Genomic DNA, 18,763 nt, shown 5'->3' with positions numbered 1-18,763 from the left:
GCCTTCCGGCTCATAGCTAATCCCAAAAGACGTATGAAAAATCAGAAAATCAAGGGAAGACCGCCGAAGGAAAAAGGTGCTGCCAAAAGGGAACACTTTTCAGTTTGGGTAAGCGCTGATCAGAAGCGACAGATCAATGAGATGATCGAAAAAAGTGGGCTTTCCGCTAGTCAGTATTTCTTGACATTGGCGCTCGATATCCCCTTTAAAAAACCTCAGAAAAGGTCACTTCCCAAAGCGACCGCTGACACGATCCGGATCCTGGAACAGCTGGCAGGGATTCTGTCGCTAGCAGTCCTAAAGACCAGGGGTCAAGAGATGCTTTCAGCCCAATGGCAACAGAGCAGTCAGCGCGTCCGCTTACTTGCTGACCTTATCACCCTTTGGGTATTTGAATCCTTCGAGCTCCGAGGTATGAAGCAGACACTCGCCGCGCTCCACTCATGGTTAAATGATCTGGCCGTGTTGTTGTCCGGCTTCCCCGCAGACCTTGAAAGCAGGCAACAGCTAATTGACCAGTGCCGGTCAAACGCCAGGCTTGTCGGCGATATACTTCATAAATACGAGGCCTACTATCTGGCGCCACTATCGGAGCTGGAACCGGCCTGGAAAGCGGCAGTCCCTGATAAAACCTTGGTACACCAGGAAATTGAAAATGCGCTTTCCTCGGTACTCAAAAGGATAAAGACATGATCGGAAAAGCAAGCCTGGGTAGCTATGCGAAACGGCTCATCGAATACTGCTACTACGACAAACAGGTTTCGGTAAAGATGCAACGAAAGCTGGACGCGGAGGATGTCCGGGGAGAGCTGGTCTACATTCAGAACCTGGGCATCAGAATTGAATCGGACGGAAAACTGGATCTAAATTATCTGATCAAGCAGTTCGTCGATAATCACGAGAAGAACACCGGGCTAACCAAATTCATGTGGCACCAGTCATTTAGCTTTGCACCAGGCGAAAAGCCAGGCAACGACACCATCGCTCACATCGCTACCGAGTTTGCCAAGGAATTTGGTTTTGAAGACAATCAGCTACTTGTCTTTAAGCATGAGGACACGGATAATCTTCATTTCCATATCGTCGCGAACCGCATTAACCACAATGGAAAGAATACCGCCGATCACTTCAAGAACTACGCACGGACCGGCACGTTCTCTCGCAGAATGGAGCATGAATTGGGATTAGTTCAGGCACCTGAAATGCGTATCAATCAGCGAAGAAGCCAAGAAATATTGGTAACCGATAATGCACATTTACAGCTTAAACGGGCGGTTGATAAGCTATTAGAAAGCGTAAAGTCCATCGATGAGCTTAAAAAGGAATTGATAAGTGCGGGGTACAAAACTTACATCGGGCGGGGCATCGCCTTTTTTAATATGCAGAAAAAAATTAAGATTAAAGGCTCTGATCTGGGGCGAGATTATTCGCTTTCCTCCCTTGAAAAACGGCTGGTTCAAAGCTTGGAAATAGGCATAGAAAAGGAGCTAAATCCGGATCATAAAAAACAGAAAAATCGTGGCTTGCGCTTGTAAATGCGGGCTTTTAGGAAGAATACCTTATTTTAGCCCAAAATAACCCGTTACACCCATGAAGCTAAAAGCAATTAAATTCTTTTCCCCAGAGGAAAACGTATCAAAAACCAAGGCTGCCCCAAAAGAAGCGCCGCTTCCAACAGGCTACATTTCTAATTCCGGCAAGCTTGTTTTCCCGGCTATCGCATTACGCGATCTGGGAATTGACCCCGAGTCGACCAATTTCAAAATCGGTACGCAGGAGGGAAAGCGAAAAATTAAATCCGTATATCTTGTTCCAGCTGCAAGTTCAGATCAAACATTTTCATTCGAAAAAAGTGGCAGGGGCCATGTAATTCCATTGGCTATTATATTGAAAAAGGGAGGCATCAATTTCGATAGCGAGAAATTGATTTTCAAAATCTCCACCTTTGATTTTGATCAAGCTACGAAAGGCTACGAGCTAGCTATTGAAACCGAAGCACCAAAACCAGAGTACACCGGAAAACCGCGTGGCAGAAAGCCTAAGGCCGTAGTTGAAGCAGAATAAAATGATAATTAGAATGCAGGTAACCGATCCCGGTTACCTGCTTCATATCGGGCCATGTTTGCTTACTATTAATTAAGCTAACCCAGTTGTATGCGCCTTTCGGCACTTAATGAAACCGCTAATGGTTACATCCTGCGGCTGTACAAGCAGCCTCTGTGAAATTCATTCGATCAGCACAGCAATTCCCGCCTTTTCGGCTTTGCGCTCTATCTTTTCTTTGAGGCCATAATATCCCCAGTTCCGGAAAAGAAACGGATCTGCTTTCGCCTGCTGCTCCTTCTCCGTCTGGTCTACGAGCAGCAAAGTCGCTGCTTTATTTTTAAGGCATATATCGATTAACCTCTTACTGTATAGGTGTTGCTTGTGCGAGACATACCGCTTCTCTGATTGCATCAGATTATCTATGCTCGATTTTCGGAGCTGCTTTCGGCTATTTTGGTTCATGAACGCCATTGCTTTCCTCTTCCGCCGGATGGCAGCCTGGATCGCAAGTCTCTTATAGAGATACTCGTCCTTGCTTCCGATCGTATAGCGTTTGTTGCCCACCGACAGCATGATTGGGTAATCCAGTGACAAGCTCGCCTCGGCGATAATATCCTGGTCAAGTTCCTGCTCACTAGGTTCGGTCTGAAATACGGCAAGCATAAAAATCTTTCCTTTGTCAAGTACTAGCGAGCTGCTGCAAAGCTTTACCTGACCAGCCAGTAGGCTTTGGAGCATCTCCCGCTTGTCCTGGCCTGTTTTTCCAAGGTATGTCCTGAAAGGAATATCGAATAGTGAGAAATGAAACACTGCTCCTTCGCGGCTGCTTCCGAGTTTTTTTACATCCGTCCCTTTAAACGGGATCGGAGTTTCTTTTCGGAAGCTAGGCATTGCGCTTTCACCGCTAGCCAGCGCTTTGCTCATCTTGTTAAAACTGGCGACCAGATTGCTATTCAAGGCGCTCATGACATGCATCGGGATACTGCCCTTATAGTTTTGGGCAAGCACTTGATAGCTGGTGTTCATTCTCGATGTCGACAGTATCCCATACTCGTCCTTTTTAATGTTAGAAAGCCTGGCTCTTACACCCTCGGTCAGATAGAGCATTTCTCTGAGCTGCTGTTGAACGTAATGGTGAGTAAAGATCTGGTTAGCGGCTTTAAAACAGATGTAGCGCCACTGGTAGAGTGTATCCAAAATCTTATTCTTCTGATCGATGTCGTCGGAATCGATCAAGAGCCGGATCTTCCGGGTGGTGAAAAGCTTTTCCATAACCTAACGCTCATTTTGCTTCCAATGATTCTTGACAAGCTGATATGCTTTTATGTAGTGCTGCTGTACTTGGGTCTGTGGATAGCCTAATATTGAGGCGATGTCAGCAAAAGACTTCTTCTGATCCTGTCTAAGCTCGAATACCTGAGCCTGCTCACTACTCAGAATATGATCGTAAGGGTACGGCTGCTTTGCTTGCTTTACAGGACTAGTCGTGCGGGGCGTTACCATCCTTTTAAGCTCCTCTACAGCCTTTTGGATTTCGCTGGCCACATGCAGCGTGTTCGCCCCGATTCTTTGTGCAACCTCACGTGGGCTATGTCCATCCTTAAAATGAAGGCTGGCTATCAACTGGCGCTGTTTGGGAAGAAACGATATCGCCTTCGAGATTTCATCCCACCTCTTCCCTTCGCCGCCGCCGCCGAAATAGCTCTCCACATCTGGCTTTTCGCCCACGAAAGATTCCAGGTGGTCTATTTCCGTCATTTTTCGGTATATCTGGTATGCTGGCTTTTGCACATGCTTCAAGAGCTGCCAACGGAGGTTGAGACGAATAAACCGGTATGCATGAGGGAGGCTTTCAATCTTATCTCGGTGTGCCCAGACTTTCAGGTAACATTCGTGTAAAACGCAGCTTACCAGGAACTCGTCATTGACTAGGCCCCTGCCAATGTAGAAGAGGCTAGAAAATGACTTCTCATAAAAACCTGTAAATGCGCGTTCATCACCGCCCTTAAACCTGTCAAACATATCGACGTTTCCACCAGAGTTGCTGTGCAGCTTTCGAATTCCCATATCATACATTATTGACTTAGTAATACATCGCTTCATCGATTTAGGCGCCTGAAACTTTAGGAAGCAGACAAGTTGAAACATTTGCTTAGTTATAACTAAGCACAAAAATAACGATGTTTTTGGTTCTTGCAACCCATGCCTGAAAAAACAGATTTCGAAATTGCGGTGATAAATCAAGTGAGGAAAGTCCGAAAAGCTAAGGGCTATACTCAAGATGATCTCGCTATGTTTCTAAATCTGACCAGGGGATTTATTGGACAAATCGAAAGCCCCAAATTTCCAAGTAAGTACAATATTGAACATATTGGAATACTCGCCCGTGAAATGAACTGTTCTCCTAGAGACTTAATGCCCGAACAATTATAGCAAAGGGTGCAGATGAGCCCCAAAATAGTACAGTAGGGCTCATTTTAAGCTATATGTTTATCGATAAAGTATCGGTTTTCCAGAAATAGACTCTGCAATTATTGTACTTTGCGTATTGGGTGGCACTGAGGTCAATTCGTTTGCCAGAGAAGTACGAAACATTGCTTGTCTTTCTTGCGAGTGGATCTCTATCTTCAAGTGCTGAAAATATCTCCTTTCCCTTGTCAAGCTGTTTGTAAATCGAATCTTTGGAAAGATTAGCGTCAATGGTGGCGTCGTCCCATTGATCTGTGGTTTGCTGACTTGAACAGTTGGACAATAATGACATCACCGCCGGGAGAATGAGGATAATATTGGCAAGTTTGGTCGTTAATTGGCAGCTCATAGCTAGGAGTAGCGGAAGTAAATGAAAATCAAAAGTGAATGAAGTTATTAGTTCAAATATATAATTAAATTATATATTTGAAAATTTTGCGTTCCAATTCTCCTTTACAGCTCAATCTATTTGAGGCCTTTGATCGACTTTATGATCATAGAAAGGGTTTTCGACTTAGGAGCATCGCCCAGCCATGTCTCCATGACTTTTGTATCGAGCTCTTGCAAGTTATCTTCATCAATTCTCAAATTTTCGATGAGATATTCAGTAGCGGATTTCGAGCTATTTAGCTTTGCGCCTATGGTAGTCACTACTTTATCAAATAGCGCCTTCTCCGGCGAAGCAATAAGAATGTGCTGCTCATTTCCAAGCTCAAGGTGTCGAATCCCGAAGCTGTAATAGGGTAATGGCAGCCGTGCGAAGCTAAATGCACCTATCGAGGTGTTAAACCGCTCGGTACGGTTTGTAGTCGCTGAGGTCACTTCATATACTCGCTCAGGAATTAACCCGTAAAAGGATAGGGCGCTGTCAAATGAGACATAGCTGGGGCCGAATAGGTGATTTGCGAACAGGAATGGTTCAGAGCGGAAAGGTGAAAGCTTTTTAGTAGGCATATAGAGGCCATCCCTCACGATTTCCAGAAGCCCGGCAGATAGCAGTTCATCGATTTTATGATTGGGCTCCTTGTGATCTTTGAGAAGCGATGCCAGCAGCTGCCGGGTAAGCGGTTGATTAGAGTGGCTTCTGATGCTTTGAAGGAGATTCATGACAGACGTTATATTATAGGTCTTTTAGCTCACTAGCAATCTTATGATCTCGTCAAGGGATTTCGACTCAGTCCAAAGGTTCATGGTGGAAGACTTAAATGTTAAAAGCAATATAATGCTTAATGAAATTTTAACCGCTTGCCAGCCACCCGAAATTATCCTCCGGGATTGCGCGACTACTCGCGAGTCATAAATTATGTTGATTATTCTCAACATAATTATATTTTTGTTGTAATAATCAACGTTATGCAGACTAAAAAGCAAGTCGTGCTACCCAGATTTCAGAAAATTCTGGAACAATTGGGCGAAAACATCAAGTTAGCCCGCAAGCGGCGGAAACTCACCACTATTCAGGTATCTGAGCGGGCAGGGATTGATCGCACTACATTGTATCACATTGAGAAAGGCAGCCCTAGCGTATCGATAGGGGCGTATTTTAATGTTTTGAGGGTTCTAAATCTGCACGAAGATTTCCTTAAACTGGCCCCGGATGACGAGCTTGGAAGAAAGTTGCAGGATTTGAAGTTGCTTGGTAAATCGAGCGAATAGACTTCAATAGGTAAGTATCTTCTGACGCTTGATCACATAACAGGTAGCAATCTATCGCTAAAAGCGTTACTAGTGCTTGTCATGATCCAATAAATCTATCACAACACAATTTAATAAAAATATCACAACCATATTTAATATATTTACAACAACGCGGTTTAATAGTATTGGCACATCAAGATTCAATAAATTAACAACCGCTTGATTTGATTGATATGGCAACACCACGGGAAAGATTTGTAGAGGCCCTTCAGTTCCTGCACGATTTGCAGCAAAAAGGGATTGTGGGCATTCATACAGATGATATACCAAGCCGAAAATACCGGGAGATACTTTCCAAAAATGGATTTATTAGGGAAGTAACAAAAGGTTGGTACATCGCTACTAATCCGGAGGAAAAGGATGGCGAAACCACAGCCTGGTATAGCTCCTACTGGGATTTTGTAGCGGTATTTCTCGAACACAGGTATGGAAACAACTGGTCTCTGTCCGCCGAACAGTCGCTATTGCTTCATGCAGGCAACCAGGCAGTTCCACAGCAGTTGCTTGTGCGATCTCCGCAGGGGAACAACAATCCCACGTCGTTGGCACACAAAACTTCGCTATTCAACATGCGGGGCGAACTGCCACAGGCGAATCAGCTTACGATAGTTGCAAACGGAATACGCATGTACACGTTGCAAGCGGCACTGATATATAGTTCTGCAACTATCTATACACGTAATGCTACTGATGCACGTACAGCGCTATCGTTGGTAAGGGATGCCTCAGAATTGCTACCTATACTTTTGGAAAACGGGCACACCACCTTAGCGGGACGGCTGGCAGGGGCTTTCAGGAATATTGGCAGAGATAGAATATCGGACCAGATTGTTGATACTTTTAAGCAGGCGGATTATGACATCCGCGAAGCAGATCCATTTGACAGTAAATTAGATCTGACACTGTCCGCTCGTGAACGCTCACCATACGCCAACCGTATACGTCTGATGTGGGTGCAGATGCGTCAGTCCGTAATCACAAACTTTCCCGCTTCGCCCGGAATTCCTAGAGACCACGACGCGTTTCTGAAAACCATAGACGATATCTACATTACGGATGCCTATCATTCACTTTCCATTGAACGCTACCGGGTCACGCCCGAATTGATTGCCAAAGTAAGTTCGGGAGAGTGGGATGCTAACGAAAATGAAGAAGATCGTAAAACACGCGACGCAATGGCTGCCAGAGGATACTACCAGGCTTTTCAGTCTGTAACTGAAAGTATCAAAGCCATACTTCGGGGTGAAAATGCAGGAATGCTCGCAGACAAAGACCATTCGAAATGGTACAGGGAACTGTTTGATCCAAGTATAGCAGCAGGTATTCTGAAGGCCGCAGATCTTGCAGGATACAGGAATCATCAGGTTTATATAGGCAATTCCAAACACGTACCGCTCAATGTTGATGCCATGAGAGACGCTATGCCCATATTGTTCGAGCTTTTGCAGGAAGAGCCCGAAGCGTCGGTAAGAGCGGTATTGGGACATTTCATATTTGTGTTCATTCACCCTTATATGGATGGCAATGGACGTATGGGGCGTTTCTTAATGAATGCGATGCTGGCTTCGGGGGGATATCCATGGACGGTAATACCTGTCGAAAGTCGTGACGAATATATGTACTCACTGGAAAAAGCCAGCGTGGAACAGAACATTGAACCATTTGCTGCCTTTCTCGGCCGTCTGGTCAACGAAGGAATTCGGGGTAAAACTGTTGCGACACTACCTGGTGCCGGATTGGCAAGTGGTTCAACCACTCAAAGTGCATAGCCGATATTCGAGAGAACAGATCTTGACCGCTTTCGGAGAAAGCACATTTGAAAGGAAATCCAGCAACCGGGAAGGGGTCGTAAACCTGGAAGCGAAGAATGCCGAGGTACTGCTCATAACGCTGGAAAAGACAGAAGCAAATAACTCTCCTACTACGTTGTATAACGATTATGCAGTCAGTGAAAAGATTTTTCACTGGCAGTCTCAGAACACGGCCCGGCCGAAACCGGCAAGGGGCTGTCATACGTAAAACAAAAGCAAACGGGAAAATCGATTCTTCTGTTTGTGCGGGAGAAGAACAATGATGAATTTAATAATACGATTGCCTATGTCTTCCTGGGCCTGGCGGATTATATCGACCATTATGGAGCGAAGCCGATGAGTATCAATTGGGCATTGCGCGAGTCAGCTCCGCATTATATCTGGAAGGAGATGGCGAAGATGGCGGTTGGGTGAGGTTGTTTGGTTATAGCTGATACGGTCCTTGACCCGGGCAGCAATTCTAAAAAATGAAAAAGTTTGTAACTCACACACCACCTTATGCAGGCTTAACCTGAAAATATGGCGAAAGCAGCGGTATCTCTTACTTCTGGCGATGCAGCAAAGGTTACGCTTAGGATGTTTGGGTTTCGAATGAGTTGATTTCCGCTGTGATGACGGAAGTTTTGGTATATGGTGCGATGACGGCGCATATGACCTCATACTGCATATAATTTAACTACTTTTGCAATCTATCATGCGATGAGACAACATATATGGTTAACAGAATATCTTTCAAAAATTATAAACTCTTCCGAGAAAGGCAGATTTTAGACATTGTTCCAATTACTATTCTTATTGGTAAGAACAATTCCGGGAAAAGTGCAATAGCCAAGCTGCCCACGATGATCTCGGGTAGCTTGGAAGGAGATTTTTCCGCCCCTTTCCAACTTGAGAATGACGGGGTTAGAGTTGGCCAGACATATGAAGATTTGTTCTATAACAGAGAGATAACTGGTGCTCCAATCGAATTCGATATCGTAGATAATAACTCTAATGTATCAGTTTTAATTACTGGTGATAGAACGTATAATGTGAGGGTATCAAAATTATCTATTGACGGTGAGACAATTAACCTTGTGAACAACAAATTAAATGGCATGCTTCCCAAGGGTCGAGATCCAAAGAAGGTGTCACTTAATTTTGATTATATCGAATCATTCAGAAAGTTCCCAGCTCCTACGTTTAGCGATATATTCGGAGAATACAAAAAACTTGGAGTGTCCGGAGAAAACGCATATAAACTCCTTGCTCAATATCATCACAATGGTGATGGTATCGTGCAAGCAATTAGCGATTGGTTTGAACAAAACTTTGAAGGCTGGCGAATAAAAGTTAAGGACATAACTGGAACATCTCTTTCTTTTGAGGTTGTTTTAGAAAACACTTTTATTAAACCCATTAATATTGTTAACACAGGATCTGGAATCAGGCAGTCATTACCATTAATTGTAAGGTCATTCATGCCGGTAAACGATGATATACTTATTATTATCGAGGAGCCAGAGACCCACTTGCACCCGGCAGCACATGGAAATCTTGCTGAGCGTTTTGTAGATTCTTACATTGATGATAAAAGGAGGAAATATTTAATAGAAACTCACTCAGAAAATTTCATACTTAGAATTCAGAGACTAATTGCTTCTAGAAAAATTTCAGTTGACGATGTCGCTATATACTACATTGACTATAATGAGCAAGAAGGTCACAGTACTTTAAGAAGACTTAACATAGAACCAGATGGAGAAATTGAGGATTGGCCTGACAACATTTTCAATGAAGGCCTTGATGAGGTGTTGAAATTTAGAAAAGCTCAAAAGGAAAATCAAAATGCAAGTACGAATTCGTAAGGATATTTTCAATAGCGAACAACATCTAGATAGACTTGACAATCTACTAACCTATTTCAGAAAAGGTAAGCATGCAATGTTATTAGATGATATCGATGATATCGACGCCTATGAGAACTCTGAATGGAAAAAAGGGCTGAATTCGAGAGATATAAAACTAATAAATTCATATATAAAAAGTGGGACAAGAATAAACAAAAGCTATAAGATTATAGATGTGTCGGAACTAAATCCGATGCTTGATTTTGCCCCAAAAGAGGCAGATATGTACCTAGGACAGCATTTAGTTATTCTTTTGGAAAATAGTGAGTACGACCCACCTTTCATCAATATGATCTTCAACCACTTTGACACCGATGGTTCTTTAAATCAAGCAAAGGTTGACCAGAATTGGAAATATGGAATGGGTGGCGGATCTGCAATTACAAGTGTAATAAACTCCGAACTGAATGAATCATTTAAAGATCCATGTTTTACAAAAGATAAAAAAACATATTTAAGATATTTTGTCATCTTAGATAGTGACAAAAAATATCCTACGATGCCAATTGAACCCTCGAAACATTCTACTTTGGACGAGCAAAATGTTCCTTATCATATATTGTTTAAGAGAGAAAAGGAAAATTATGTGCCGTTAGCAATTCTTGGAAGACTTAAAAGTGAATATCTCAATTTGTATATCAAGTTTTCAACACATGAACAAAGAGATTTTTTTGATTTAGAGAAAGGGTTTAATGATAAGCCATATGATAAACTGCCTAACGAGATAAAACAACTCTACCCTGAAAGAGATGTGTCGACCAATCCTTATAAAATATTGAGAAAGGGTATAGATATAGAGAATTATCAAGGTGGTAAGATTAAGAGAGAGTTCTCAAAGCTCTTTAATAACGCAACTCGTGAAGAGATGTTTTCAATGATTGCTAATCAGCCAAAAATTGAAAACTTAAATGAATTTGAACACATAATAAGGGAAATAAAAAAAATCTTATGAGCATTCTGCAAATAAATACAAGAGTCAGAAGGCTTTTTCAGTACCTCGATGATTTTGAAAAAGGTCGGATACAGATACCTCCGTTTCAACGTGATTTTGTTTGGGATAATCAGAAGAAACTTGATCTTTTAGATAGTTTAAAAAGGGGCTTTCCGATTGGATCAGTACTTTTTTGGCAGTCACAGGGAGAAGACCTTTTTTTGAATGACGACATTCAGAAAATTGGATCTTACCTGATTCGACGTGATGGAAATGAGTTCTACTATATTCTTGACGGATACCAACGACTATCAACCTTATTCGGATGTTTTATGGATCCGAGCAAAACTTATCTAGACAGAGATGAAGATAATTGGAAGAAAAATTTTGACATTATCTACAACCTCCATGAGGACCGTTTTGAATTTAACAGGAAGTTTAGCTCAGACCTTCAAATATACCAGATCCCCCTTTATCATTTTATTGATGGTGAAAAGTTCTATGATTTTCAAACACGTCTCGTGCATTCCTATGTTGATGAGACACAAAAAAAGGATTATATCAAACTCTATAAAAACTTTGGTTCAAAAATTTCCAGCTATGATATTCCTTCGATCGACCTTGTGGGTGGCGACTTAAAGGATGCAGTAGAAATTTTTTCTCGGTTAAATTCAAGGGGAGTCAAAATTAGCGACGATTGGAAAGTTTCTGCTCTAAGTTTTAATAGGGAGCGACAATTCAGGTTCGGATCAGAAATAGACGCATTGTTTGTTCGATTAGAACAATACAACTTTTTTACTTCGAAAGAGGAAAGGATAAACAAGAGAGATTTAATATTGAAGTGTGTCATTAACTCTTTCGGTAAAATTTACTTTGATATATCAAATGTTTCAAATGACCTCGAAGCTCTGGCTCTTAGAAGCGATTTCATTGATATATCCTTAGAGACGTTTTCAAGTATTGAACGTGCGGTGAAGTTTTTGTATGAGGAAGTTATGGTACTTCGCGGTAGTCTCCTCCCTTATAATAACCACCTTGTGTTTCTAACCGAATTTTTTAACAGAGTCAAGAGCCCAACGAGGGAACAATTAGACAAGCTGAGGATCTGGTTTTGGAAAACGACATACTCAAATTATTTTACGATCTACAACTTGGCAAAGCAGAGATCGGCTTACTATCATTTTCTTCAGTTCATTGATGATGAGAATGTAGATCCTGTATTTTATGACAAAAATAGACAATTCGAAACTGCTGATTTTCCAAAGAAGATTTCCATGAATAGTGTAAGAGCAAAAGCTCTTGCTCTCTTCATGCTCAACTTTTCTGTCAGAGGAGTTAATATACTCACCTCACAGTCAATTGATAGTGATACACAATTGCGGTTTAAGGATTTGAAGATTTTTAGAAGAATAGATAATGCAAGTGTTGACAATATTGTTGAGAATACTTTGATAATTCTCAACCCTAGCTTCGAGACGCTAAAATTTGAAAAGCAGAATCGCGTACTGTTGTCGTCACAATTGGTAGATTCGAATATTTCGAGATTTTTGATTTCCTCTGAGATGCTCAATAATATATCGCAGGAAGACTTTTTGGAGAGGCGGCTATCCCTAATTAAGTCTCAGGAAAGAGAATTTGTCGAACAATTGGGTATAAGCTATGCTGTGTAGTTGATTGGTGCTTAATTATGCCACCAACCGATTCTAGGCTATGCCGCATTATTCAGCGCCGCTGTTGTATCGCAGGTGTGTCTTGAAAAGCGAGCTTCAGGGAAGCTTCGTACAGGTTTGCATATCTTTATAGTAATTGCCATTCCCTAATTGCCAGGAACGGCTAGTATAAAACTAGATTGCAGTGTGAGTACTATTCATGGTACTTAGAATATTTTCACACTTTACTCTATAATCTTTAATCATCCTCACGTCTTCTCGTCTGGATCTTTTCTTACTAGGCTAAGCCGCTGTGGCTATCAGCGGCTTAAAACTACACTTCCCAAAGTACCTGTTGCAGATCAGAATATTCCCCTATATTTGCCCCGCAAACTTTACAGATTACCTATGGAATTTTCATTAAAAATCAGACCAAAATGGCCTTAGGATCAAGACGTTTCGGCCTGATATTGGTCTGTTCGACGATATTCGTGTTTGGTCGAAGTTGGTCGGAAAAAGCCGACGACTATGTACCTGAATGCCGCTTAATTTAAATTAGTAGTAGCAAATCGCTGGTCTTAAAAATAGGGAGTACTTCAAACTTCTAGGGGTGGCAATCATCAACATTAATTCGGGTTTAAGTGAATCGCCGATGGTGGGGCTCGTTGTATTCCGCAACCAAGGCAGTATTAGATGTCGTTACAACCCTTGGTCGAAGGAGCCTGGTGCGAAGAATATTAGTATCAATTCTATTCTGCTGGGTGCTACCGAACAGCGGTGTAGCCAGGGTGCGTGCTACCCTGGTGGCTAGTGTGAAAAAAGCTTTGTGCCAACGCCCGCCAGCCAGCAGACATCGCGAAGGCACCAGTATCTTTTGCTACTGATCGTAAGTATACTAGAGGTAATTTTAATTAAATGAAGAAGTCCAAATTGTCAAGCCGGAAGAGCATAGCCTGAGGACTAACCCAAAAATATTTGGCCAACTCTCCGGCCAAATTGTAATCTTCCTGCAAATGCTTTTTTTGGTCGCGGATAAGCTCAATCGCGCCTAAGACAAGCTCATCTGGCATTAGCAGCGCGGCTGCGAATGCATTGGCCTCTTTTTCTTGCAGGATTTCACCTGTTGAAGAATCTCTATCTCTAAATTTTGGGGGAAAATATTTTTCAGCCGTATCGACGAAAATTCCACGCCTTTGGTGGTTCAATACAAAGTGTCCTAGCTCGTGAGCCATTGTAAACCTGCGTCGAGTAGGCCCATTATCTTTGTTGTAGCCGATCGTTGCTTTAATTCCGTCATAAAGTAGTACGCCTGAAATATCATCCCCAAAATCATACGGAACCAGCTTGATTCCCTTTTGAACTATAATTCTTTCAACGTCGACTGCCAAGCATCTTTCATATAGCGTAGCAGGAAGCGTGGGGTATAAATCGTATTCACGAAGCTGCATAAATGCAACCTCTTCAATATGGCTGCGTCGCTTGTTGTTCATGAACTACTGTAAGCTTTTAAATTTTGATACAAAAGATGCTAGTTTGTTTAGGTCTTCGACTGGCACATTCTTCAAATCATCATCAGTCAGATAACTAGAAATTTCAGTTATGTAAATTTTTGGTAGAAGGTCGTGCGCGGTTACTTCTAAATGTTCGGCAATAGAATAAAGCTGATGGATGGATGGATTTTGCCTGCCTTTCTCAATATTAACTACAGACGCCCTGCTCAAGCCAATCGCGTTAGCCAACTGTTCCTGCGTCAAGTTGGCATCATTACGAGCGTTTCGGATATTCTCCCCCACTCGCTGATATAGAAATTGCTGTTCTTGATCAGTCATAAGTTAGTCATTTTGATGTTAAAAGTAAGCTATTTTCAAAACTTATGACAATAAGAGCTATCTAAATGACCACCATCAAATAAATTTTTTCGAACAATGGCGAAAACGTTTGAAATTTATTACATTTGAATGTCTCATGTGTAAAGTATTTCAAACGTAGTATAAATTTGGAGTCTTGATGTGACCTTCTACTACTAGATTAGGCACATCTTAATGAATTTAAAATTAGAAAGGAGGTGTAAAAATGGCAGTTAATAAACCAACCGGAGATGGGCGCAGAATCGGTGCTGTGCGTCAAAGATCACAATTTGAGCATAATGGCATGTATTTCAAGCGTGACACTGAAACGGGTCGTATAATGGACGGCAAACAGGACGGAACCCCGTTTAAAGGCGTCCGCCGTGAGAAGTGATTTTTGTTAAGAGGCATCGCTTCAAACTAAGCGGTGCCCTTTTTAACAAAATGAGAATGTGGTGTTTGTGAAAAAAATATACGTGAGATTTCAAAATTCCATTCAATAAGATTTTATTTTTTGTTCATATGTCAAGATGTACAGCACCAGTTCATGGTCATCGCAGTGCAAGTGCGGCAGCAGCCTGCCCTGCATGCAGTAGTCGTTACAGTCGATATGGCGGCTACAGTAATTACGAGTCTCGTTCTTACTCTTATTCTTCTTATCCGTCTTCGGAAAGCAGCCGCGGGAACAGCGGTGGGTCGAGCGGCAGCGCGAGGCCACGCTGGTCGCAAGTAGGTTCATCCATTGTGTACACACCTGCAGAAGTGCGCACACTTACGCCGGTTCGCGAAAGCTTCGAGAAGAAAGCATCCCTGCCTGACCTTAGAGACGTCTTTCTTTGTCATGCTTGGGACGACCGGAGAGGGGCCGCCAAAGACCTACATGATTTGCTCGAGTCTCGTGGGGTCTCAGTTTGGTTTAGCGAAAAGGACGTTTTGCTTGGCACATCATTGCTCCGCGAAATCGACAAGGGTTTAGTGAAATCGCGAGTCGGGATAGTACTGGTGACCCCCGCATTTTTGCGCCGCGTCCAAGGAGAGGGCATTGCTGATAAGGAGCTTTCGGCGCTTTTAGCACGTGACCTGCTCGTTCCCATAGTTCACGATACGACTTACGAAGCTCTCCGCGAAGTCAGTCCTCTACTGGGCTCCAGAAGTGGCTTGACTACTAAGGAAGATACTATGGCAAATATAGCAGCCAAGCTCGCAGAACTAGTTACACCCGAAAGCGAATCAGTATGCGTCGCAGCCAAGTTGTAGAGACTGTGACAAAGGCAAGGCCAAGGAATTTACCGTTCTTTTACATGGCCGTATAATCGAAGAGTGGGGTAAAAGTACATATGATGCTTAATTATGCTAATAAAACTTTATCCAACGCGGGAGACAGATAACCGAATAAAGAAAATGAGCATTCTTGCTAAAATCCTTCATGAACGGCATTTTATGTCGCTACTGAAATCTAAACGGAAATTGCTGTTAGGCCAATTAAGTAAAGATAGTAATGTAAATGTCGTGACTCCGTCACGACATTTACATTACTCACCGCAGAGAGCCGGAGCTAACCTTCACATCCCCTTCAACCGCTCCCTCAACCCTTTCATATCCTCACTTATCTTCACATCAAGAATCTTCGCATAAATCATAGTCTGCTTCAAAGACCGATGCCCCAGCATCTTAGAAACCGTCTCAATCGGTACCTTATTACTCAGCGTCACAGTAGTAGCAAACGTATGCCGCGCAATATGAAAAGTCAGCGTCTTGGAAATCCCGCACAGGTTAGCAATCTCCTTCAAATAAGCATTCATCTTCTGATTACTGAGAACTGGCAGCACAACGCCAGCAGCACAGCATTGAGGATGATCCTTATACTTCTCAATAATTTCCAGTGCTGTATCCAGTAGCGGAATGCGTGTAGGCGCATCCGTTTTCTGACGAGTCGTATCAATCCATGGCTCACCGTCCATGCCGACAACAATATCAGTCGTTTTCAATTGCTTTACATCCACATAAGCAAGTCCGGTGTAGCAGCAGAATAGAAAGATGTCCCGCACCTGGCCGATCCTTTCAACCTCGAATACCTTTGCAGTGAGTCTTTTTAGTTCGTCCCTTGATAAAGGATTTTTGACGACCTCTTTCTTCGTTAGCTTGAATCCTTGGAACGGATCCTTTTTTAGCCACTTGTTATTGACACAGATCAGCACAACCTTCTTCAGATTGCTCATGTACTTGATTGCCGAGTTATGGTTGCAGCCTCTCGCACTACGAAGCCAAAAGTTGAATTCAGTAATGAATTCATAGTTCAGATCTTTGATCGCCATGTCATCCTTCTTGTATTTCCATTTGATAAAGGAAGCAGTATGCTCCTTAGCAGTCTTGTAGCGCTTCAAAGTGAGCGGGGCGAACTCCTGGCCGACGAGTGCTTCCATCTGTTCATTATGGCGCTGAAATACTTCGAGAATTGTGCGAGTCTCGTTGCTCTTACCAAGCAAAACATTCTTCAATGCTTCGGCTGACAATTCCTTATCATCCTCAATCAGCATCTTCTTTGCCTGAAAAACTTTTGAGCTCAGCATATCGAGGTAGGCATTGAGCGTGCGGGTGTCTTCTTTTTGGCCGATAGCTCGGCCTGCGTCCACATTCCATCTGGCAGGGCTCCAAAGTTGTTTTGTGGACATTTCAACGGGCTTGCCGTCGACGGTAATTCTGAGGTAAACGTAACGTAAACCGTCCTTCTGATTCTTGGCTTGTTTTAGATAGAAAAACAGGCCGAAAGTTTTTTCCAACATGACGCTAGCATTTAAGTGGTTAAATATCGCGTTACCGGCCTTTCCAAACAAGATGTTTACGGCGTAAACAGGTTGTCAATCAGAAACTTACGGGCATTTTCCAGCGTCTTTTTTCGCAAAACGTCGAACTACACGAATGACGCTGGAAAACATGGGAATTTTTGCATTTTTTGATACTATCTGAAAAACAAAAATGCCCGCAAATCATTGATTTACAGGCATTTTGTTTGACTTTGAACTTATTTCAAGGGAGGGAGACGGGTCTCGAACCCGCGACCTCTAGAACCACAATCTAGCGCTCTAACCGACTGAGCTACAACCTCCGTTTAAGCTTCTCCCCGCAGGGAAACCCCGTTTCGAGAGCACAAAATTAGGAAAAGGTTTGCAGCTTGCAAGCATTTTTATAAAATTTTTACAAACCACAAACCCTTTTGCAAGCCGAAGCCTGATTATTTAGCCGCAGTGTACAGTGCGTCAGCAGCTTTCCAGTCTACAACGTTCCAGTAGGCGTCGATGTAGTCGGGGCGCTTGTTTTGGTATTTCAGGTAGTATGCGTGTTCCCACACGTCGAGGCCTATTACTGGTGTTCCCTTTACTTCGGCGATGTCCATCAATGGGTTGTCCTGGTTTGGTGTAGAAGTGATAGCGATTTCGCCGCCTTCTTTCACGATCAGCCATGCCCAGCCTGATCCGAAACGGCCAGTGGCTGCTTTTTTGAATTCGTCTTTGAATGCTGCGAATGAGCCGAATTTCGCCGTGATCGCTTTGCCTAGTTCGCCGGTTGGTTCGCCGCCGCCGCTAGCCGACAGTGATTTCCAGAAAAATGAGTGGTTCCAGTGACCGCCGCCGTTGTTGCGTACGGGTGCCGGTGCTTTGCTGATGCCAGCCAAAAGTTCTTCTATGGTTTTGCCTTCCAGCTCAGTTCCTGCAACGGCAGCGTTGAGGTTGGTAACATATGCCTGGTGGTGACGGTCGTGATGTATCTCCATGGTCAATGCATCGAAGTGCGGTTCCAGTGCATTGTTTGCGTAAGGTAAGGGATCAAGTGTAAATGCCATTTTCAGTGTAGTTTAATGATTAAAAAATTTGTTTTACCAGTTAGGGTAACAGCAGATTACCGCTTTATGTTCTTAATCCCCTGAAAAATTTGAGTAGTAACTCCTGGGATTCTATCGCCATAATGCCCGTTACAAGCTTGGTTTTGGGGTGTAAAAGCGGTTGTCCGATCTTCGAAAATCCACGCTTTTCGTCCATTGCACCCACGACCACCCGTTTCACCTGCGTCCAGTAGAGCGCGCCCGCGCACATCACGCAAGGTTCGAGTGTCACGTAGAGCGTGCAATCGGTGAGGTATTTGGATCCGAGATGGTCGGCCGCGGCGGTGATGGCGATCATCTCGGCATGGGCGGTTACGTCGTTGAGGCGCTCGGTCTGGTTGTAACCTCTCCCAATAATCCTGTCTTTGGCGACGACAAGCGCGCCAACAGGGATTTCACCTTCCTCGTATGCCTTATGGGCGAGCGCGAGGGCTTCTTCCATAAAGTAATGGTCCATAATGTCTGCCTGTATATCCATGATGCCGGTAAAAGAAACGGGACATTCATTGCATTGCAACAAATGTCCCGTTTTATTTTAGAATG

General features: G+C 43.1%; 20 protein-coding genes and 1 tRNA gene. 12 read left to right on the top strand and 9 right to left on the bottom strand.

Annotated elements, in window-relative coordinates:
- Positions 1-33 precede the first annotated feature (33 nt).
- From AAHB90_RS10080 to AAHB90_RS10070, 3 genes are read left to right on the top strand one after another with little or no spacing between them, the layout of a single operon-like run.
- Positions 34-693: a plasmid mobilization protein gene (locus AAHB90_RS10080; protein WP_342084833.1), complete on the top strand. Its 660-nt coding sequence runs from the start codon at positions 34-36 to the stop codon at positions 691-693.
- Positions 690-1,535: a relaxase/mobilization nuclease domain-containing protein gene (locus tag AAHB90_RS10075; protein ID WP_342084831.1), complete on the top strand. Its 846-nt coding sequence runs from the start codon at positions 690-692 to the stop codon at positions 1,533-1,535. Before AAHB90_RS10080 ends, AAHB90_RS10075 begins: the two co-directional genes overlap by 4 nt.
- Before the next feature lie 55 nt (positions 1,536-1,590).
- Positions 1,591-2,064 carry a hypothetical protein gene (locus AAHB90_RS10070; protein ID WP_342084830.1) on the top strand — a complete coding sequence of 158 codons (474 nt, stop codon included), beginning with the start codon at positions 1,591-1,593 and terminating at the stop codon, positions 2,062-2,064.
- A gap of 162 nt (positions 2,065-2,226) precedes the next feature.
- Here the strand turns inward: AAHB90_RS10070 and AAHB90_RS10065 are convergent, their stop codons facing one another.
- Positions 2,227-3,318 carry a hypothetical protein gene (locus AAHB90_RS10065; protein ID WP_342084829.1) on the bottom strand — a complete coding sequence of 364 codons (1,092 nt, stop codon included), beginning with the start codon at positions 3,316-3,318 and terminating at the stop codon, positions 2,227-2,229.
- A gap of 3 nt (positions 3,319-3,321) precedes the next feature.
- Positions 3,322-4,113, bottom strand: coding sequence for an RNA polymerase sigma factor (locus AAHB90_RS10060; protein ID WP_342084828.1), 792 nt, complete (start codon positions 4,111-4,113; stop codon positions 3,322-3,324).
- A 135-nt stretch (positions 4,114-4,248) separates the two neighbouring features.
- On the opposite strand from AAHB90_RS10060, the gene AAHB90_RS10055 reads away from it, so the two are divergent.
- On the top strand, positions 4,249-4,479 hold the full coding sequence (locus tag AAHB90_RS10055) for a helix-turn-helix domain-containing protein (protein ID WP_342084827.1): 231 nt from the start codon (positions 4,249-4,251) through the stop codon (positions 4,477-4,479).
- Positions 4,480-4,980: 501 nt separating this feature from the next.
- Here the strand turns inward: AAHB90_RS10055 and AAHB90_RS10050 are convergent.
- On the bottom strand, positions 4,981-5,622 hold the full coding sequence (locus AAHB90_RS10050) for a type IV toxin-antitoxin system AbiEi family antitoxin domain-containing protein (RefSeq protein WP_342084826.1): 642 nt from the start codon (positions 5,620-5,622) through the stop codon (positions 4,981-4,983).
- Between the two features lie 267 nt (positions 5,623-5,889).
- Between AAHB90_RS10050 and AAHB90_RS10045 the strand changes: the two genes are divergently transcribed.
- From AAHB90_RS10045 to AAHB90_RS10015, 7 genes are all read left to right on the top strand, one after another.
- On the top strand, positions 5,890-6,171 hold the full coding sequence (locus tag AAHB90_RS10045) for a helix-turn-helix domain-containing protein (protein WP_342084824.1): 282 nt from the start codon (positions 5,890-5,892) through the stop codon (positions 6,169-6,171).
- Positions 6,172-6,386: 215 nt separating this feature from the next.
- Positions 6,387-7,982, top strand: coding sequence for a Fic family protein (locus AAHB90_RS10040; RefSeq protein WP_342084869.1), 1,596 nt, complete (start codon positions 6,387-6,389; stop codon positions 7,980-7,982).
- Positions 7,942-8,232, top strand: coding sequence for a DUF3427 domain-containing protein (locus AAHB90_RS10035; RefSeq protein ID WP_342084867.1), 291 nt, complete (start codon positions 7,942-7,944; stop codon positions 8,230-8,232). The genes AAHB90_RS10040 and AAHB90_RS10035 overlap by 41 nt, the downstream gene beginning before the upstream one ends.
- 35 nt (positions 8,233-8,267) lie before the next feature.
- On the top strand, positions 8,268-8,438 hold the full coding sequence (locus tag AAHB90_RS10030) for a hypothetical protein (RefSeq protein ID WP_342084823.1): 171 nt from the start codon (positions 8,268-8,270) through the stop codon (positions 8,436-8,438).
- Positions 8,439-8,737: 299 nt separating this feature from the next.
- Positions 8,738-9,871 carry an AAA family ATPase gene (locus AAHB90_RS10025; protein WP_342084822.1) on the top strand — a complete coding sequence of 378 codons (1,134 nt, stop codon included), beginning with the start codon at positions 8,738-8,740 and terminating at the stop codon, positions 9,869-9,871.
- Entirely contained in the window at positions 9,852-10,865 is a 1,014-nt protein-coding gene (locus AAHB90_RS10020; protein ID WP_342084821.1) for a hypothetical protein, read from the top strand. Before AAHB90_RS10025 ends, AAHB90_RS10020 begins: the two co-directional genes overlap by 20 nt.
- Positions 10,862-12,514 (top strand): DUF262 domain-containing protein, encoded by a 1,653-nt coding sequence (locus AAHB90_RS10015; protein WP_342084820.1) that lies wholly within the window; start codon positions 10,862-10,864, stop codon positions 12,512-12,514. The genes AAHB90_RS10020 and AAHB90_RS10015 overlap by 4 nt, the downstream gene beginning before the upstream one ends.
- Before the next feature lie 890 nt (positions 12,515-13,404).
- Here the strand turns inward: AAHB90_RS10015 and AAHB90_RS10010 are convergent.
- Together AAHB90_RS10010 and AAHB90_RS10005 are read right to left on the bottom strand one after the other, a co-directional pair.
- Complete coding sequence (locus AAHB90_RS10010; protein ID WP_342084819.1) at positions 13,405-13,983, bottom strand: ImmA/IrrE family metallo-endopeptidase; 579 nt, start codon at positions 13,981-13,983, stop codon at positions 13,405-13,407.
- 3 nt (positions 13,984-13,986) lie between these two features.
- On the bottom strand, positions 13,987-14,322 hold the full coding sequence (locus tag AAHB90_RS10005; protein ID WP_342084818.1) for a helix-turn-helix transcriptional regulator: 336 nt from the start codon (positions 14,320-14,322) through the stop codon (positions 13,987-13,989).
- A gap of 762 nt (positions 14,323-15,084) precedes the next feature.
- Here AAHB90_RS10005 and AAHB90_RS32765 point away from each other — a divergent pair.
- Positions 15,085-15,597, top strand: a complete 513-nt coding sequence (locus AAHB90_RS32765; RefSeq protein ID WP_446717891.1) for a toll/interleukin-1 receptor domain-containing protein — start codon at positions 15,085-15,087, stop codon at positions 15,595-15,597.
- 305 nt (positions 15,598-15,902) lie between these two features.
- Here AAHB90_RS32765 and AAHB90_RS10000 read toward each other — a convergent pair whose 3' ends face one another.
- From AAHB90_RS10000 to AAHB90_RS09985, 4 genes are all read right to left on the bottom strand, one after another.
- Positions 15,903-17,123: a site-specific integrase gene (locus AAHB90_RS10000; RefSeq protein WP_342084817.1), complete on the bottom strand. Its 1,221-nt coding sequence runs from the start codon at positions 17,121-17,123 to the stop codon at positions 15,903-15,905.
- Between the two features lie 248 nt (positions 17,124-17,371).
- Positions 17,372-17,447: transfer RNA gene (locus AAHB90_RS09995), tRNA-His, on the bottom strand.
- A gap of 125 nt (positions 17,448-17,572) precedes the next feature.
- Positions 17,573-18,181, bottom strand: a complete 609-nt coding sequence (locus AAHB90_RS09990; RefSeq protein WP_342084816.1) for a superoxide dismutase — start codon at positions 18,179-18,181, stop codon at positions 17,573-17,575.
- Positions 18,182-18,245: 64 nt separating this feature from the next.
- On the bottom strand, positions 18,246-18,698 hold the full coding sequence (locus AAHB90_RS09985) for a nucleoside deaminase (RefSeq protein ID WP_342084815.1): 453 nt from the start codon (positions 18,696-18,698) through the stop codon (positions 18,246-18,248).
- Between the last annotated feature and the right edge of the window lie 65 nt (positions 18,699-18,763).

Origin of the sequence: Dyadobacter sp. OTU695 (assembly GCF_038440355.1) — a bacterium.
Taxonomy (GTDB): Bacteria; Bacteroidota; Bacteroidia; order Cytophagales; family Spirosomataceae; genus Dyadobacter.
This window is presented reverse-complemented; position numbering and strand designations above follow the sequence as displayed.

Coding starts and splice junctions, on each gene's coding strand:
- AAHB90_RS10080 (WP_342084833.1), top strand. CDS start 34: ATGAAAAATCAGAAAATCAAGGGAAGACCGCCGAAGGAAAAAGGTGCT.
- AAHB90_RS10075 (WP_342084831.1), top strand. CDS start 690: ATGATCGGAAAAGCAAGCCTGGGTAGCTATGCGAAACGGCTCATCGAA.
- AAHB90_RS10070 (WP_342084830.1), top strand. CDS start 1,591: ATGAAGCTAAAAGCAATTAAATTCTTTTCCCCAGAGGAAAACGTATCA.
- AAHB90_RS10065 (WP_342084829.1), bottom strand. CDS start 3,318: ATGGAAAAGCTTTTCACCACCCGGAAGATCCGGCTCTTGATCGATTCC.
- AAHB90_RS10060 (WP_342084828.1), bottom strand. CDS start 4,113: ATGGGAATTCGAAAGCTGCACAGCAACTCTGGTGGAAACGTCGATATG.
- AAHB90_RS10055 (WP_342084827.1), top strand. CDS start 4,249: ATGCCTGAAAAAACAGATTTCGAAATTGCGGTGATAAATCAAGTGAGG.
- AAHB90_RS10050 (WP_342084826.1), bottom strand. CDS start 5,622: ATGAATCTCCTTCAAAGCATCAGAAGCCACTCTAATCAACCGCTTACC.
- AAHB90_RS10040 (WP_342084869.1), top strand. CDS start 6,387: ATGGCAACACCACGGGAAAGATTTGTAGAGGCCCTTCAGTTCCTGCAC.
- AAHB90_RS10025 (WP_342084822.1), top strand. CDS start 8,738: ATGGTTAACAGAATATCTTTCAAAAATTATAAACTCTTCCGAGAAAGG.
- AAHB90_RS10020 (WP_342084821.1), top strand. CDS start 9,852: ATGCAAGTACGAATTCGTAAGGATATTTTCAATAGCGAACAACATCTA.
- AAHB90_RS10015 (WP_342084820.1), top strand. CDS start 10,862: ATGAGCATTCTGCAAATAAATACAAGAGTCAGAAGGCTTTTTCAGTAC.
- AAHB90_RS10010 (WP_342084819.1), bottom strand. CDS start 13,983: ATGAACAACAAGCGACGCAGCCATATTGAAGAGGTTGCATTTATGCAG.
- AAHB90_RS10005 (WP_342084818.1), bottom strand. CDS start 14,322: ATGACTGATCAAGAACAGCAATTTCTATATCAGCGAGTGGGGGAGAAT.
- AAHB90_RS10000 (WP_342084817.1), bottom strand. CDS start 17,123: ATGTTGGAAAAAACTTTCGGCCTGTTTTTCTATCTAAAACAAGCCAAG.
- AAHB90_RS09990 (WP_342084816.1), bottom strand. CDS start 18,181: ATGGCATTTACACTTGATCCCTTACCTTACGCAAACAATGCACTGGAA.
- AAHB90_RS09985 (WP_342084815.1), bottom strand. CDS start 18,698: ATGGATATACAGGCAGACATTATGGACCATTACTTTATGGAAGAAGCC.